A 14,624-nucleotide genomic window follows, 5' to 3' on the forward strand; every position below is an offset into this window, starting at 1 on the left:
GACATGACCGACGCAACGACCGACCTTCAGAAAGCCGCCCGCATCGCCGAACAGGCGGCCTATGCGGCCGGAACGCATCTGCAAGCCTCGCGCGCGCGGCTGTCGGAGATCGTCATCACGCACAAGCCGCCCGGCGAGGTCGTCGCGGCCATCGACCACGAGGCGCGGACGCTGATCCGCGATGTGGTGCGCAAGCAGTTCCCGCAGCACGACTTCATCGGCGACGCGCGAACCGACGACGCGGCGGCGCTGCGCGCCGACGGCCGCCCGCACTGGGTCATCGAGCCGCTCGACGGCCACGCCAACTACCTGCGCGGCTACCCGCAGTACGCGGTCGTGATCGCGTTCGTCGAAGCCGGCGAACCGCAGGTCGGCGTGATCTACGACTCGTGCCGCAACGAGTTCTTCGGCGCGATCCGCGGCCGCGGCGCGGTGCTGAACGGCCTGCCGATCCGCTGCGCGAAACCGCGCAGCGCGATCGAGTCGCTCGCCGCGACGGTGTTCCCGAAGCCGGCCAGCCCGCGCATGCCGGTCTACATGGCCGAGCTCGGCCGCGTGCTGCGCGCCTTCAGCGGCGTGCGGCGCTCCGGCTCGATGGCGCTGGAGCTCGCCTACCTCGCCGCGGGCCGGATCGATGCGTTCTGGCAGCACGACCTGGACCCCTGGGTCGCCGCCGCTGGCACCGTGCTGCTGCGCGAGAGCGGCGCGCTGATCCATTCGCGCGACGGCTTGCCGCTGCAGGCCAGCCGCTCGCTGCTGGCCTGCACGCCGCAGCTGTTCGAGCCGTTCCTGAGCCTGCTCGCCGAGCCCTGATCCGCGCGAACAGGCATCCCAGTTGCCTTAAGCTGCGCACATGGACAAAACCACTCTGGCCGGTCGCAACTTCCCGACCGCGCAGCAGGACGCCGCCGCGAAAGACGCGACCAAGTCGCTGACCCGCTACGAGGGCCCCGAAAGCTCCTACAAGCTGGCGTTCACCGACACCCCGTTCGTGCTGCGCGAAGAGATGCGGCCGGTGCGCATGCAGCTCGAGCTGCTGAAGCCCGAGCTGATCATGAACGAGCAGGGGATCGCGTCGACCGTCGTGATCTTCGGCAGCGCGCGCATCGTGCCGCCCGAGGTCGCACAACGCCTGGTCGACGATGCCGGCTCGGCCGGCGACGCCGCCGCGCTGGCGATCGCGCAGCGCCACCTGACGATGTCGCCGTACTACGAGGAGGCACGGCGTTTCGGCGCGCTCGTCGCGCAGAAGTCGAAGCAGCTCGAGACGCCGCTGTACGTCGTCACCGGCGGCGGCCCCGGCATCATGGAGGCCGGCAACCGCGGCGCGTTCGATGTCGGCGGCAAGAGCATCGGGCTGAACATCGTGTTGCAGCACGAGCAGGCCCCGAACCCGTACATCACGCCGGAGCTGTGCTTCCAGTTCCACTACTTCGGCCTGCGCAAGATGCACTTCCTGATGCGCTCGGTCGCGCTGGTGTGCTTCCCCGGCGGTTTCGGCACGCTCGACGAGCTGTTCGAGGCGCTGACCCTGATCCAGACCGGCAAATCGCGGCGCCGCCCGGTGCTGCTGTTCGGCCGCGATTTCTGGACCCGCCTGATCAACTTCGAGCTGCTCGTCGAGAGCGGCATGATCAGCGCGCTCGACCTGCAGCTGTTCCGCTTCGTCGAGACGGCCGAGGAGGCCTGGGGCCTGCTCGAGGCCGAATATGGTTTCGAGCTGCGCGAGAACGGCAAGGACCTGCCGGCGGTCGACCTGTGACGACCCGCGTCGACGACGAGAAGGTACACGCATGAGCAACACGAAGATCAGCCTGATCGGCGCGCCGACCGACATCGGCGCCGGCAGCCGCGGTGCCAGCATGGGGCCCGAGGCGCTGCGCGTCGCCAACATCGGCCCGGTGCTCGAAGGCCACGGCCTCGAGGTGCTGGACCGCGGCAACCTCGCCGGACCGGCGAACCCGTGGCAGCCGCCGGTCGACGGCTACCGGCATCTGAACCAGGTCGTCGCCTGGAACCAGGCCGTGCACGAAGCCGTCTATGCCGAGCTGCAACAGGGCCGGCTGCCGATCCTGCTCGGCGGCGATCATTGCCTGGGCATCGGCTCGATCAGCGCGGTCGCGCGCCACTGCCGCGAGACCGGCAAGAAGCTGCGCGTGCTCTGGCTCGACGCGCACGCCGACTTCAACACCCACACGCTGACGCCGAGCGGCAACCTCCACGGCATGCCGGTCGCGTGCCTGTGCGGCAATGGCCCGCAGGCCCTGATCGAGATCGGCGGCACGGTGCCGGCGCTGAGTCCGAAATCGATCCGCCAGATCGGGATCCGCAGCGTCGACCCGGGCGAGAAGCGGCTCGTGCACGAGGCCGGGCTCGACGTCTTCGACATGCGCTACATCGACGAGATGGGGATGCGCCACGCGATGGAACTCGCGCTCGCGACAATCGACGCGAACACGCACCTGCACGTCAGTTTCGACGTCGATTTTCTCGATGCGTCGATCGCCCCCGGCGTCGCCACCACGGTCCAGGGCGGCCCGACCTACCGCGAGGCGCAGCTGTGCATGGAGATGATCGCCGACACCGGCCGCCTCGCCTCGCTCGACGTGATGGAGCTGAACCCTGCGCTCGACGTGCGCAACGGCACCGCGATCGTCGCGGTCGACCTGATCGAGAGCCTGTTCGGGAAGAGCACGCTGATGCGCAGATAGTGAGCGCGCTGACGCAGTCCATCAGTCCGCCGCGTCGGCCGCACGCTCCATGTCCTTCAGCAGCCGATCCAGCCGGTCCTTCAGCTTCTCGGTCGAGAGCTTCTCGCGAAAGCGCTCGACCATCAGCGGCAGCGCGAACGGGCTCGGCACCTTCAGGTCGACGAACGCGATGCGCTGGCGGCGCATGCGCGCGAGGCTCGCGGCGAGGCGCCTGATGTCGAGTTCCTGGCTCAGCACCTCGGTCTGCGCCTGCGTCAGCAGCAGGTTGCCGGCGTCGTACTTCGCGAAGACCTCGTAGAACAGCGAGCTCGAGGCCTGCAGCTGGCGCGTGCTCTTCGGCTGGCCCGGGTAGCCGGTGAAGATCAGCCCGGCGACGCGCGCGATCTCGCGAAAGCGCCGGCGCGCGAGCTCGCTGCTGTTCAGGCTCGCGAGCACGTCGTGCAGCAGCTCGGTGTCGCTGAACAGGCTCTTGTCGAGCAGCTGCGCCGGCGCGATCGGCTCGGCGCCGAGCAGCTCGAAGCCGTAGTCGTTGATCGAGATGCTGAAGGTGTTCGGCGCGTCCTTCGCGAGCCGCCACGCGAGCAGGCTGCCCAGGCCGATGTGCGCGTTGCGGCCGGCGAACGGGTAGACGAACAGGTGATGCCCTTCGCGCGACTCGAAGCGCTCGACCAGCAGCGTCGTCGGCGTCGGCAGTTTCGACAGGCGCAGCTGCGTCTCGAGCATCGGCCGCGCGGCCTCGAGTTCGGGCTCGCCCAACGTGTCGATCCGGTCGCCGCGCACGGCGCCGGCGAGCACCTCCAGCACCGCGTCGGCGAGTTCGTTCGACAGCGGCATCTTCGCGCCGGCCCAGCTCGTGATCACGCCGCGCGGCTTGTCGGCGCGCCGCACGTAGGCAGTCATCTCCTGCGTGCGCACGTACTCGAGCGTGCGGCCGGCGAACACGAAGCAGTCGCCGGCGCGCAGCCGCGCGACGAAGCCTTCCTCGACGAAGCCGATGCGCCCGCCGCTGAGGTACTTCACCTGCATCACCGAGTCGGAGACGATCGTGCCGACCTGCAGCCGGTGGCGCCGCGCGATGCCGCGATCGGGCACGCGATAGACGCCGTCGACCTGGCGCACGCGGTGGTACTCGGGGTAGGCGGCCAGGCTCGCGCCGCCCTGCACGACGAAGTCCAGCGCCCACTGGAACTCGCCTTTCGACAGCCTGCGATACGCGTGTGCGCCGCGCAGCTCGGCGAACAGCGCGGCCGGCCTGAAGCCGCCGCCGAGCGCGACCGTGACGAGGTGCTGCACCAGCACGTCGAGCGGCTTCTCGGGCGTCGCGCGCTTCTCGATCCGCCCAGCCTGCGCGGCGCGCCGCGCGGCGACCGCTTCGACCAGCTCGAGCGTGTTCGTCGGCACCAGCGTGACGCGGCTCGCGCGGCCCGGCGCATGGCCGCTGCGGCCGGCGCGCTGCAGCAGCCGTGCGACGCCCTTCGCCGAACCGATCTGCAGCACGCGCTCGACCGGCAGGAAATCGACACCGAGGTCGAGCGACGAAGTCGCGACGACCGCCTTCAGCCGCCCTTCCTTCAGGCCGAGCTCGACCCACTCGCGCACCTCCTTGTCGAGCGAGCCGTGATGCAGCGCGACGACGCCGGCCCACTCGGGCCGCTCCTGCAGCAGCAGCTGGTACCAGATCTCGGCCTGCGAGCGCACGTTGACGAAGACCAGCGTGGTCGCCGAACGCTCGATCTCGGCGACGACCGGCCCCTGCATCTGCCGGCCCAGGTGCCCGCCCCACGAGAAGCGCCCGGGCTGCTCGGGCAGCAGCGTGTCGATCACCAGCGCCTTGTCGATGCGGCCCTGCACCAGCGTGCCCGCGGTCCGGCCGAGCAGCACCTGCATCGCCTCGGGCAGGTTGCCGAGCGTCGCGCTCAGGCCCCAGATCGCGAGCGCCGGATTCCAGCGCTTCAGGCGCGCGAGTGCGAGCTGCACCTGCACGCCGCGCTTGTTGCCCATCAGCTCGTGCCACTCGTCGACGATCACGGTGTGAATCGTCGCGAGCTCGTCGCGCGCCGGTTCGCGCGTCAGCATCAGGCTCAGCGACTCGGGGGTCGTCACGAGCACGGTCGGGAAGCGCCGGTCCTGGCGTGCGCGCTCCGCGGCCGGCGTGTCGCCGGTGCGCATCCCGAGGCTCCAGGTCGCACCGAGCTCGGTCAGCGGGGCGTGCAGCGCCCGCGTCGTGTCGGCGGCGAGCGCGCGCATCGGCGTCAGCCACAGCACGCCGAGCGGCGGCGCGTGTGGGCCGTCGAGCGGGATGTTCAGAGCCGCGGCGCGGGCGAGCGCGCCGAACCACACCGCGTAGGTCTTGCCCGAACCGGTGCTCGCGTGCAGCAGGCCGCTGCGGCCCTGCGCCATCGCCGACCACACCTCGTGCTGGAACGCGAACGGCGCCCAGCCGCGCTGCGCGAACCAGGCCTGCGCCCGCGCGGTCGGATCGGGTTCGCCCGCTTCGCTCACGCTGGCGCCGACGTCGCCCGCGGCGCGAGCCTGAGGCCGACGCGCGCGATGCGCCCTTCGTGCAGGCGCATCACGCTGAAGTGCGCACCGTGCCAGTCGATGCTGTCGCCTTCGACGTGGTCGCGGGCCAGACTGTCCGCCATCCAGTCGCGCAAGGTTGCGCCACCGCTCTCGGGCAGCGGCAGCTGGAAGAACGCGAACACGTCGGCCAGCGGCAGCTCAGCGTCGAGCGTGAGCAGGCCCTGCACCGCGCGCTGCTCCGGCGGCGGCGTCGCGGGCGGCAGAACGACGCGCAAGCGCCTCGCGACCCAGCCCAGCGTCGTGCCCTGCAACAGCAGCGAGGCGAGCACGACGACGAAGGCCGCGTTGAAGAAGCGGTAGCTGCCCTCGACCCGCTCGATCAATGGGAACAGCGCGAGCACGATCGGCACCGCGCCGCGCAGGCCGACCCAGCCGATGAACAGCCGCTCACGTGCGTGGAACCCCATCGGCCACAGGCACAGCCAGACCGCCAGCGGCCGCGCGACGAACATCAGCACCGCCGCGACGACGAGCGTCGACGCCAGATGCGGCAGCATGTCGTGTGGCGAGACGAGCAGGCCGAGCAGCAGGAACATCGTCGCCTGCGCGGCCCACGCGAAGCCGTCGAGCGCCGACGACGCGGCATGCGCGGCCGGTTCGGCCTTCGCGCGCAGGCGCAGCCCGAACAGGTAGATCGCGAGAAAGCCCGAACCTTCGACGAGCCCGGCCGTCGCGAACACCGCCATGCCGGCCGAGACGATGATCAGCGACAGCACGCCGCCGTTCTCGACGGTCAGCGGCAGTCTGCCGAGCAGCCACGCGACGCCCCAGGCGCCGAGCAGCCCGATCGCGGTGCCGAAGCCGGCCTGGCGCGCGAACAGCCACAGCATCTCGATGACGCCGGCATCGGCCTTCAACGTGGCGATCAGCGCAAGCACGAGGAACACGGCCATCGGGTCGTTCAGGCCCGATTCGATCTCCAGCGTCGCCGAGACCCGTTCGGCCAGCCGCACGCCGGTCTGGCGCAGCAGCGAGAACACCGCGGCGGCATCGGTCGAGCCGACGATCGCGCCAAGCAGCAAACCGTGGCGCCAGTCGATGTGCATCGCCGCCGTCGCGGCCGCGCCGACCAGCGCGGCGGTCAGCGCGACACCCAGGGTCGCGAGCACCAGCGCCGGGCGGAAGCCGGCATCGAAGGTTTCCATCCGCGTGCTGATGCCGCCTTCGAGCAGGATCATCGCGAGCGCCGCGTTGCCGACCCAGGCCGAGAGCTGCGCGTTGTCGAAGCTCACGCCGAACGGCCCGTCGACGCCGACGACCATCCCGGCCACCAGGAAGACCAGCAGGAACGGCAGGCCGAGGCGGGTCGAGAGCACGCCGGCGAGCAGGCTCGTGAAGACGAGCAGCCCGCCGGCGAGCAGCAGCAGGTTGAACGCGTGCATCGCGAACGACCTTAGCAGAGCGTCGCCGCGCTGACGATCCAGCCTTCGAGCGGGTCGATCACGTCCGGCAGGCCGTGGTTCGGGCGCGCGCTCGCCCACGCCGCCTGCATCAGGCACAGCACCGCGTCGAGCCGGTCCCCGCCGGCGTCGGCGATCAGCTCGGCGCGTTGCGCGGGCGAGAGCGCGAGGCGCAGCGCCAGGCGCGTGCGGCCCTGGCCGAGCGCATCGACGAGATCGAGGCGCGCACGCTCCCGCTCGGGCGTCTGCTTCGCGCGGGTGTCGCTCTTGTACGAGCGTGCGCCGAGCAGCTCGCGCGCCAGCAGGCCGGGATAGCCTTCGAGCGCGATGCGCGTCGCGTCGCCCGCATGCAGCCCCGGCAGGTGCACGCCGGCGTCGATCAGCAAGGGCACGCCGGCATGCAGCATGAACGCGACCGGCGGGTTGACCCACTTCATCGACGGCGACGATCCCGCCGGCCCGTCGGCCGCGCGGTGCGCGAACTTCGCGCCGACCGGGCGCGCATCGCAGAACGCCGCGAACGCGCTGCGGATCTCGTCGCGCGACAACGCCGCGTAGTGGCGCATCAGCGGCGCCCACTGCATCGGCCATTGCAGCGTGGCGACGAGTTCGCGCGGCAGCCCGAACGGCAGGTCGAACACGCCGAGCCAGGGCCCCGGCGTGCCCAGCCAGCGCGCAAAACCGGCGAACTCGGCGTGCGCATCGATGCGCGCGAGCTGCACTGCGCCGTCTGCGACATGCCCGAGCGCGATCGTGATCGGCTTGCGCAACGTCGGCCGACTGGTGAAGTCGATGCCGGCCAGCATCGGGAAAGCTTGTGGCGCACCGCCGGCCGTCGGCACAGTTAGAGTCGGCTCCATGTCCGGACTCTAACGAACCCACACCGATGGCCGCAGCCGACAACACGACCCCCACGACGCCCCCGCCCGCAACCGCCGAGCCGAAGGAGCGGATCGTCGTCACCGAGCACCGGCTCGTCGTCGGCAACACGACGCTCGAGTACACCGCGACCTGCGGCACGATCGTGCTGCGCGACTACACGCCGAGCTACGACGCGAAGGATGCGCCGCCGGCCAAGCCCGACAAGGCGACCGCGAGCTTCTTCTTCACCGCGTACACGCTGAAGACCGAGCCGCCCGGGCAGCGCCCGGTCACGTTCAGCTTCAACGGCGGCCCGGGGTCGAGCAGCGTCTGGCTGCACCTCGGCATTCTCGGGCCGCAGCGCGTCGTCTGCGACGAGTTCGGCAATGCACCACCGCCGCCGTACGCACTGGCCGACAACGAGCACACCTTGCTGACCGACAGCGACCTCGTCTTCATCGACCCGGTCGGCACCGGCCATTCGCGCATGGCCGAGGGCGAGAAGCCGAACGAGTACCACGCATACCAGCGCGACCTCGATTCGGTCGGCGAGTTCATCCGCCTGTACCTGACGCGCTACGGCCGCTGGGGCAGCCCGAAATACCTGATCGGCGAGAGCTACGGCACGACGCGTGCCGCCGGGCTCTCGCTGCACCTGCAGGGCAAGCACGACATCTTCCTGAACGGCGTGATGCTGGTCTCGCTCGCGATGGACCTGCAGACCTTGAGCTTCGACGAAGGCAACGAGCTGCCGTATGCGCTGTTCCTGCCGACCTACGCGGCCACCGCCTGGTACCACAAGGCACTCGCACCCGAGCTGCAGCAGAAGCCGCTGGCCGAGGTCGTCGCGGCCGCCGAGGTCTTCGCGCTCGGCGCCTACAGCGCCGCGCTGCTGCGGGGTTCGAGGCTCGATGGCGTGGAGCGCGACCAGATCGCCGCGCAGCTCGCGCGCTTCACCGGCCTGTCGACCGAGTACGCGCACAAGACCGATCTGCGGCCCGAGCCGTTCCGCTACTTCAAGGAGCTGTTGCGCGGCCGCGGCCAGACCGTCGGCCGCCTCGATTCGCGCTTCGTCGGCCGGGACCGCGACGATGCCGGCGAGCACCCCGAGACCGATCCGTTCATGAACGCGGTGCTCGGCGCCTATGCCGCCGGCATCAACCGGCTGCTGAAGGACACGCTGAAGTTCGACACCGACGCGCCCTACGTGGTGCACGCGCCGATCTGGGACAAGTGGAGCTGGAAGGGCTTCGAGAACCGCTACGTCAACATCGGCGCGAGCCTGCGCAAGGCGATGCAGGCGAACCCGCACATGCGGGTCTACGTCGCGAGCGGCTACTACGACCTCGGCACGCCGCACGCGGCCGGCGACTACACCGTCAACCACCTTGGGCTGCGCGATGGCGCGCGCGACAAGGTCAGCGTCAGCTACTTCGAGGCCGGGCACATGATGTACATCCACCAGCCGTCGCTGGCGCGGATGGCGCAGGACCTGCGGACCTTCGTCAGAGGCGTGTTGTGATGAATCCGATCCTCGTCGACGTGATGCGCGGAGCCGCGATCGAATCCGCGCACTGCGGCGCGCTGGCGGTGCTCGATGCCGACGGCGCCGTGGTCGCCGCGCTCGGCGACATCGAGCGGCCGATCTTTCCGCGCTCGGCCGTGAAGCTGCTGCAGGCGCTGCCGCTGGTCGCCAGCGGCGCGGCCGACCGGCTCGGCCTGAGCGACGACGAGCTCGCGCTCGCCTGTGCCTCGCATGGCGGCGAAGACCTGCATGCGCAGACCGCGGCGCGCATGCTCGCGAAGGCCGGCCTCGACCCGGACGCGCTCGAGTGCGGCGCGCACTGGCCCTACAACGAGGCCGCGACACGCGCGCTCGCGGCGCAACAGCGTGGGCCGACGGCGCTGCACAACAACTGCTCGGGCAAGCATGCCGGCTTTCTGTGCCTGGCCTGCGCGCTGCACGGCGGCCGCCCGGACCTGCGGCAGTACGTGCGCGGCTACGTGAAGCCCGAGCACCCGGTGATGCGCGAGGTCAGCGCGGCGCTGCAGGCCGCGACCGGCTACGACCTGACGAACACGCCGCGCGGCATCGACGGCTGCTCGATCCCGACCTTCGCGGTCCCGCTGCGCCACCTCGCGCACGCGTTCGCACGCGTCGGCACCGGCATGGGCCTGAGCGCGGAGCATGCGCGCGCGGCGCAGCGGCTGCGCGCGGCGGTCGCGAGGGCACCGTTCATGGTCGCCGGCAGCGGCCGCTTCGACACCCACGTGATGCAGCGGCTCGGCACGCGCGTGTGCTGCAAGGTCGGCGCCGAGGGCGTGTTCTGCGCCGCGCTGCCGGAGCGCGGTCTGGGCGTCGCGATCAAGATCGACGACGGCAACAACGCGCGCGCCGCCGAGGTCGTGATGGCGGCGGTCGTCGAGGCCTTCGTCGCGCTCGACGACGGCGACGCGGCGTTCATGCGCTCGTTCAGCGAGGTCACGCTGAAGAACTGGAACGGGATCGAGGTCGGCGGCCTGAGGGCGACGCCGATCCTGCGTGCACTGCACTGAAGATCGTCAGCCGGCCAGCGCCAGCAGCGCCTCCAGCGTCTGCAGCGTGTCGGCCTCGTGCAGCGGCTTGTCGTCGCGGATGCGCAGCATGCGCGGGAAGCGCACGGCGATGCCGCTCTTGTGGCGCGGGCTGCGGTTGATGCCCTCGAAGCCGAGCTCGAACACCAGCGACGGCTTGACGCTGCGCACCGGGCCGAACTTCTCGATCGTGCTGGCGCGGATCACCCGGTCGACGCGGCGGAACTCCTCGTCGGTCAGGCCCGAGTACGCCTTCGCGAACGCGACGAGCTGCAGCGCATCCGGCCGTGACGGCGAACGCTGCGCGATCGCATCGACGGCGGCCTGCGCCTCGGCCGCATCGAGCGGTGCGCGGTTCCAGACCGCGAAGGTGTAGTCGGTGTAGACGCTGGCGCGACGGCCGTGCCCGGCCTGCGCATAGATCAGCACGCCGTCGACGCTGAGCGGCTCGATCTTCCACTTCCACCAGGTGCCGCCGGCCAGGTCTTCCTGCTTGCGGCGGCCGGTGCCGTAGCGGGCATCGCGGTGCTTCAGCATGAAGCCTTCGACGCCGCGCTCGCGCGACGATTCGCGCAGGCCGGCGAGTTCGGCCCAGCTGTCGCGCAGCTCGATCGGCGAGAGCTGCAGATCCGTGGCCTCGCGCACGGCCGTCTCGAGCATCGTGCGCCGCACCGCCTGCGGCTCGCCGCGCAGATCGACGCCGGCCCACTCGAGCAGGTCGTAGGCGATGAACGCGACCGGCGCATCGGCGAGCACGCGCGGGGTCAGCGTCTTGCGCGCGATGCGTTGCTGCAGGAGGCCGAACGGCGCCAGCGCGCCGTCTCTCCACGCGACGATCTCGCCGTCGAGCACGCTGCCGTCGGGCAGCCGCTGCGCCTGCGCGACGATCTCCGGGAAGCGCTCGGTCACGAGCTCCTCGCCACGCGACCAGATCCAGACGCTGCCGGCGCGCTTCACGAGCTGCGCACGGATGCCGTCGTACTTCCACTCGACGAACCAGTCGGCCGGCGGGCCGAGCCGCGCGTCGAACTCGTCGAGCCTCGCGTCGAGCGGGTGCGAGAGAAAGAACGGATACGGCTGGCCGGCCTCGGCCGGGCCGCCGACATCGGGCGTCAGCAGCGCCGCGTAGCGTGCCGCGTCGGGCATCTGCTTGGCGTCGGTGTAGCCCATCATGCGCTGCGCGACGAGCTTCGCATCGAGCACCGCGAGCTCGGCGAGCGCGCGCTGCACCAGCAGCTTGCTGACGCCGACCCGGAAGCCGCCGCCGATCAGCTTCGTCAGCAGGAAGCGGCCGGTCGTGTCGAGCTCGTCCCAGTAGCGCGCGATGCGCTCGGCCTGCGCGATCGGCTCGGTGCCGCGCAGAGGCAGCAGGCGCTGCTCGACCCACTCGGCCAGGCCGACATCGCTGAGCGCCGGTGCCGGCGGCAGCACGAGCGCGATCGTCTCGGCGAGGTCGCCGACCGCCTGGTAGGACTCCTCGAACAGCCATGGCGCGATGCCGGCGCGCTCGCACGCGAGCGCGCGCAGCACCGCCGTCGGCACGACCTGGCGCGGCTTGCCGCCGGCGAGGAAGTAGGTGGCCCAGGCGGCGTCGGCCGGGCTCGCGGCGGCGAAGTAGCGCTTCAGCGCATCGACCTTCGCGCCCGTCGCGGTGCTCGCGTCGAGCTCGTTGAAGAGCCGCGCGAAGGCCTTCATGCGCCGGCCTCGCGCGCCTCTTCGGTGGCTTCCCGCTCGTCGCCGTACTCGGTGCCGAACGCGCTGGCCTGCAGGCCTTGCTCGCTGAGCCAGCGCACCATCACGCTCTCGTAGCCGTGCGTGACGATCACGCGCGAAGCAGAGGTCGCCGCGATCGCACGCTGCAGCCCGGGCCAGTCGGCGTGGTCGCTGAGCACGAAGCCGCGGTCGACCGAGCGCCGGCGGCGCGCGCCGCGCAGCTGCATCCAGCCGCTCGCGAACGCGTCGCTGTGGTCGCCGAAGCGCCGCGTCCAGGCCGAGCCCTGCACCGAGGGCGGCGCGATCACGAGGGCGCGCTTCAGCTCGGCCGGGTCGGTGATGCTGGTGACGGACTTCGTCGGCGGCAGCGCGACGCCCGCGGCACGATAGGCCTGGTTCAGCGCCTCGACCGCACCGTGCACGACGATCGTGCCGATGCCCGCATCGACACCGGCGAGGATGCGCTGCGCCTTGCCGAAGCTGTAGCCGAGCAGCAGGCTCGCGCGGCCGGCGGCGGCGTTCGCGGCCCACCAGCGGTTGATGGCACCGAACAGCTCGCGCTGCGGCGCCCAGCGGTAGATCGGCAGCCCGAAGGTGCTTTCGGTGATGAAGCAGTCGCAGCGCACCGGCTCGTAGGGCGCGCAGGTCGGGTTCGCATCGAGCGGATCGTCGACGTGGCCGGCAACGAAGTAGTCGCCCGAGACGACCCAGACGCGGCCGCGATGCTCGAGCCGCGCCTGCGCCGAGCCGAGCACGTGGCCGGCGGGGTGCAGCGAGACGCGCACGCCGAAGTGGTCGACGCGCTCGCCGTAGTCCAGCGTCTGCAGGTCGATCGCACCGAGGCGTGCGCGCAGCACGCCGGCGCCGGGCGTTGCGGCCAGGTAGTGCGCATGGCCCGGCCGCGCGTGGTCGGCATGCGCGTGCGTGATCACGGCGCGTTCGACCGGCCGCCACGGGTCGATGTAGAAGTCGCCAGCTGCGCAGTACAGGCCTTCCGGGCGCAGCACGACGAGGTCGTCGACGGGGTCCATGCGAACATCGTAGCAACCGCAGCTTGGATCCGACCCGACATGAGCACCCTCACCGCGCCGCACCTGGCACCTCGACCCGGCTTCGACGACCCGATGTCGACACCGCAGATCGTGTTCAGCTTCCGCGGCCGCGTGCCGCGCAAGGTGTTCTGGCTCTATGGCGTGCTCGGGCCGCTGCTGGTGTCGGTGATGGCCGAGATGCTGCTGGGCATCGTCGGCGTCTCCGAGCGCCGCGCCGAGATGCTGACGACGCTGCTGCTCGCCTGGCCTTGCGCGGCGGTCAGCGTCAAGCGCTGGCATGACCGCGACAAGTCGGGCTGGTGGGCGCTGGTCTACCTGATCCCGCTGATCGGGATCGTCTGGACGCTGATCGCCAACGGGCTGCTGCGCGGCACGGTCGGCCCGAACCGCTTCGGCCGGGATCTCACCGGCGAGTTCTAGGTCTTTCTAGTAGCGCTCGCCGGAGACGAACACGAGCCCGCGCATCAGCGCGTAGGCGACCCAGTTCAACCCGCGCAGCACGACCGACCAACGCGTGATCGCGTCGGGCGCGACGCGGCGGCCTTTCGCGATCGCCTCGAGCAGGTGGGCACGCAGTTCGCCGGCAAAGGCCTCGTCGCGCACGAAGATGTTGGCCTCGCGCGCGAGCAGCAGGCTCAACGGGTCCAGGTTCGACGAGCCGACGGTCGCGAGCGAACCGCCCTGCGCGTCCATCACCGCGACCTTCGCGTGCAGGAAGCTGGCGTCGTACTCGATGATCTCGATGCCGGCGCTGAGCATCGCGGCATAGACCGCACGGCTCGCGTGGTACTGCATGAAGTACTCGTACTTGCCTTGCAGCAGCAGCGTGATGCGCACGCCGCGCCGCGCCGCGCGCAGCAGCGCGCGCTGCAGCTGAACGCCGGGGATGAAGTAGGCGTTGGCGATCAGGATCTCGCTGCGCGCCAGGCCGATCGCGAGCCGGTAGTTGCCCTCGATGCTGCGCCGGAAGCTGACGTTGTCGCGCAGCACCAGCGCGGCCAGCGCGCCCTGCCCGCCGGGTTGTTCGGGCAGATAGTCTTCGTCGTCGTCGGCATCCGGCTCGTCGTGCATGTCGGTGCCGGCGCGGGCCGCATCGAGCACCGCCTGCAGCGCGCCGCCAACGTCGAGCTGCTGCGCCTCGCGCGCGACCTGCAGGCGCGCCCACAGGCGCGTCATCGTGTCGTGCATGTCGGCGACCAGCGGCCCGCAGACGCGCACCGTGAAATCGAAGCGCGGCTGCACCAGTGCACCGTGGTTCGGGTCGAAATAGTCGTCGAGCAGGTTGATGCCGCCGCAGAAACCGATGCTGCCGTCGACCACGCACAGCTTGCGGTGCAGCCGGCGCCAGCGCTTCGGCAGCAGCAGGCGCCAGCCCTGCGCCGGATTGAAGATGCGCCAGTGCACGCCGGCGTCGGCCCAGCGCCGCTGCCACGGCGCCGGCACGTCGCCGGTGCCGACGCCGTCGACGACGACCCGCACGCAGACGCCGCGCCGCGCGGCGTCCTCGAGCGCCTGCGCGACGGCGGTCACCGAACGTCCGAAGTCGAAGATGTAGGTCTCGAGCAGGACCTCGGCGCGCGCATTGGCAATCGCCTCGCACAGCGCCGGGAAGAAGACCTCGGCGCCCTTCATCAGCCGCAGCTGGTGATCGGGTCGCAGCGCGCGGGTGCGAGCGTCCGTGACGCTCATGAGTGCACCCTGCGGCCTTCGGCCGGTCCCGCCAAGCGGGA

General features: G+C 71.0%; 12 protein-coding genes. 6 read left to right on the top strand and 6 right to left on the bottom strand.

The features are described from left to right. Positions 1-3: 3 nt before the first annotated feature. Genes AC1DTW_RS02630 through rocF form a run of 3 tightly spaced genes read left to right on the top strand, consistent with a single transcriptional unit; the run spans position 4 to position 2,711 of the window. Positions 4-813 carry an inositol monophosphatase family protein gene (locus tag AC1DTW_RS02630; protein ID WP_477978837.1) on the top strand — a complete coding sequence of 270 codons (810 nt, stop codon included), beginning with the start codon at positions 4-6 and terminating at the stop codon, positions 811-813. 40 nt (positions 814-853) lie between these two features. Continuing rightward, positions 854-1,762, top strand: a complete 909-nt coding sequence (locus AC1DTW_RS02635; protein ID WP_477978839.1) for an LOG family protein — start codon at positions 854-856, stop codon at positions 1,760-1,762. A gap of 31 nt (positions 1,763-1,793) precedes the next feature. Further along, the gene (rocF, locus tag AC1DTW_RS02640; protein ID WP_477978841.1) at positions 1,794-2,711 is read left to right on the top strand and encodes an arginase; all 918 of its coding nucleotides are present in this window, start codon (positions 1,794-1,796) and stop codon (positions 2,709-2,711) included. 21 nt (positions 2,712-2,732) lie between these two features. Here the strand turns inward: rocF and AC1DTW_RS02645 are convergent, their stop codons facing one another. From AC1DTW_RS02645 to AC1DTW_RS02655, 3 genes are read right to left on the bottom strand one after another with little or no spacing between them, the layout of a single operon-like run. Then, positions 2,733-5,213 carry a ligase-associated DNA damage response DEXH box helicase gene (locus AC1DTW_RS02645; RefSeq protein WP_477978843.1) on the bottom strand — a complete coding sequence of 827 codons (2,481 nt, stop codon included), beginning with the start codon at positions 5,211-5,213 and terminating at the stop codon, positions 2,733-2,735. Further along, positions 5,210-6,676 (bottom strand): potassium/proton antiporter, encoded by a 1,467-nt coding sequence (locus tag AC1DTW_RS02650; protein ID WP_477978845.1) that lies wholly within the window; start codon positions 6,674-6,676, stop codon positions 5,210-5,212. The genes AC1DTW_RS02645 and AC1DTW_RS02650 overlap by 4 nt, the downstream gene beginning before the upstream one ends. A gap of 11 nt (positions 6,677-6,687) precedes the next feature. Then, positions 6,688-7,500 (bottom strand): DUF429 domain-containing protein, encoded by an 813-nt coding sequence (locus tag AC1DTW_RS02655; protein WP_477978847.1) that lies wholly within the window; start codon positions 7,498-7,500, stop codon positions 6,688-6,690. A gap of 80 nt (positions 7,501-7,580) precedes the next feature. Between AC1DTW_RS02655 and AC1DTW_RS02660 the strand changes: the two genes are divergently transcribed. Both AC1DTW_RS02660 and AC1DTW_RS02665 read left to right on the top strand, forming a co-directional pair. Further along, positions 7,581-9,077 carry a S10 family peptidase gene (locus tag AC1DTW_RS02660; protein ID WP_477978849.1) on the top strand — a complete coding sequence of 499 codons (1,497 nt, stop codon included), beginning with the start codon at positions 7,581-7,583 and terminating at the stop codon, positions 9,075-9,077. After that, on the top strand, positions 9,077-10,111 hold the full coding sequence (locus AC1DTW_RS02665; protein WP_477978851.1) for an asparaginase: 1,035 nt from the start codon (positions 9,077-9,079) through the stop codon (positions 10,109-10,111). The genes AC1DTW_RS02660 and AC1DTW_RS02665 overlap by 1 nt, the downstream gene beginning before the upstream one ends. Positions 10,112-10,117: 6 nt before the next feature. On the opposite strand, the gene AC1DTW_RS02670 is transcribed toward AC1DTW_RS02665, so the two are convergent. Together AC1DTW_RS02670 and AC1DTW_RS02675 are read right to left on the bottom strand one after the other, a co-directional pair. Further along, positions 10,118-11,824, bottom strand: a complete 1,707-nt coding sequence (locus AC1DTW_RS02670; protein ID WP_477978853.1) for an ATP-dependent DNA ligase — start codon at positions 11,822-11,824, stop codon at positions 10,118-10,120. Further along, positions 11,821-12,873, bottom strand: a complete 1,053-nt coding sequence (locus AC1DTW_RS02675; protein WP_477978855.1) for a ligase-associated DNA damage response exonuclease — start codon at positions 12,871-12,873, stop codon at positions 11,821-11,823. The genes AC1DTW_RS02670 and AC1DTW_RS02675 overlap by 4 nt, the downstream gene beginning before the upstream one ends. A 39-nt stretch (positions 12,874-12,912) precedes the next feature. Here AC1DTW_RS02675 and AC1DTW_RS02680 point away from each other — a divergent pair, with 39 nt between their 5' ends. Beyond that, positions 12,913-13,314 (top strand): DUF805 domain-containing protein, encoded by a 402-nt coding sequence (locus AC1DTW_RS02680; RefSeq protein ID WP_477978857.1) that lies wholly within the window; start codon positions 12,913-12,915, stop codon positions 13,312-13,314. A 6-nt stretch (positions 13,315-13,320) separates the two neighbouring features. Here the strand turns inward: AC1DTW_RS02680 and clsB are convergent, their stop codons facing one another. Further along, positions 13,321-14,583, bottom strand: coding sequence for a cardiolipin synthase ClsB (gene clsB, locus AC1DTW_RS02685; RefSeq protein WP_477978859.1), 1,263 nt, complete (start codon positions 14,581-14,583; stop codon positions 13,321-13,323). Positions 14,584-14,624: the final 41 nt, after the last annotated feature.

The sequence above is a fragment of the Rhizobacter sp. P5_A1 genome (assembly GCF_056400745.1).

What these genes read in the sequence shown, in the direction of transcription:
- AC1DTW_RS02630 (WP_477978837.1), top strand. Translation starts at nt 4, where the DNA reads ATGACCGACGCAACGACCGACCTTCAGAAAGCCGCCCGCATCGCCGAA.
- AC1DTW_RS02635 (WP_477978839.1), top strand. Translation starts at nt 854, where the DNA reads ATGGACAAAACCACTCTGGCCGGTCGCAACTTCCCGACCGCGCAGCAG.
- rocF (WP_477978841.1), top strand. Translation starts at nt 1,794, where the DNA reads ATGAGCAACACGAAGATCAGCCTGATCGGCGCGCCGACCGACATCGGC.
- AC1DTW_RS02650 (WP_477978845.1), bottom strand. Translation starts at nt 6,676, where the DNA reads ATGCACGCGTTCAACCTGCTGCTGCTCGCCGGCGGGCTGCTCGTCTTC.
- AC1DTW_RS02655 (WP_477978847.1), bottom strand. Translation starts at nt 7,500, where the DNA reads ATGCTGGCCGGCATCGACTTCACCAGTCGGCCGACGTTGCGCAAGCCG.
- AC1DTW_RS02660 (WP_477978849.1), top strand. Translation starts at nt 7,581, where the DNA reads ATGGCCGCAGCCGACAACACGACCCCCACGACGCCCCCGCCCGCAACC.
- AC1DTW_RS02665 (WP_477978851.1), top strand. Translation starts at nt 9,077, where the DNA reads ATGAATCCGATCCTCGTCGACGTGATGCGCGGAGCCGCGATCGAATCC.
- AC1DTW_RS02670 (WP_477978853.1), bottom strand. Translation starts at nt 11,824, where the DNA reads ATGAAGGCCTTCGCGCGGCTCTTCAACGAGCTCGACGCGAGCACCGCG.
- AC1DTW_RS02675 (WP_477978855.1), bottom strand. Translation starts at nt 12,873, where the DNA reads ATGGACCCCGTCGACGACCTCGTCGTGCTGCGCCCGGAAGGCCTGTAC.
- AC1DTW_RS02680 (WP_477978857.1), top strand. Translation starts at nt 12,913, where the DNA reads ATGAGCACCCTCACCGCGCCGCACCTGGCACCTCGACCCGGCTTCGAC.
- clsB (WP_477978859.1), bottom strand. Translation starts at nt 14,583, where the DNA reads ATGAGCGTCACGGACGCTCGCACCCGCGCGCTGCGACCCGATCACCAG.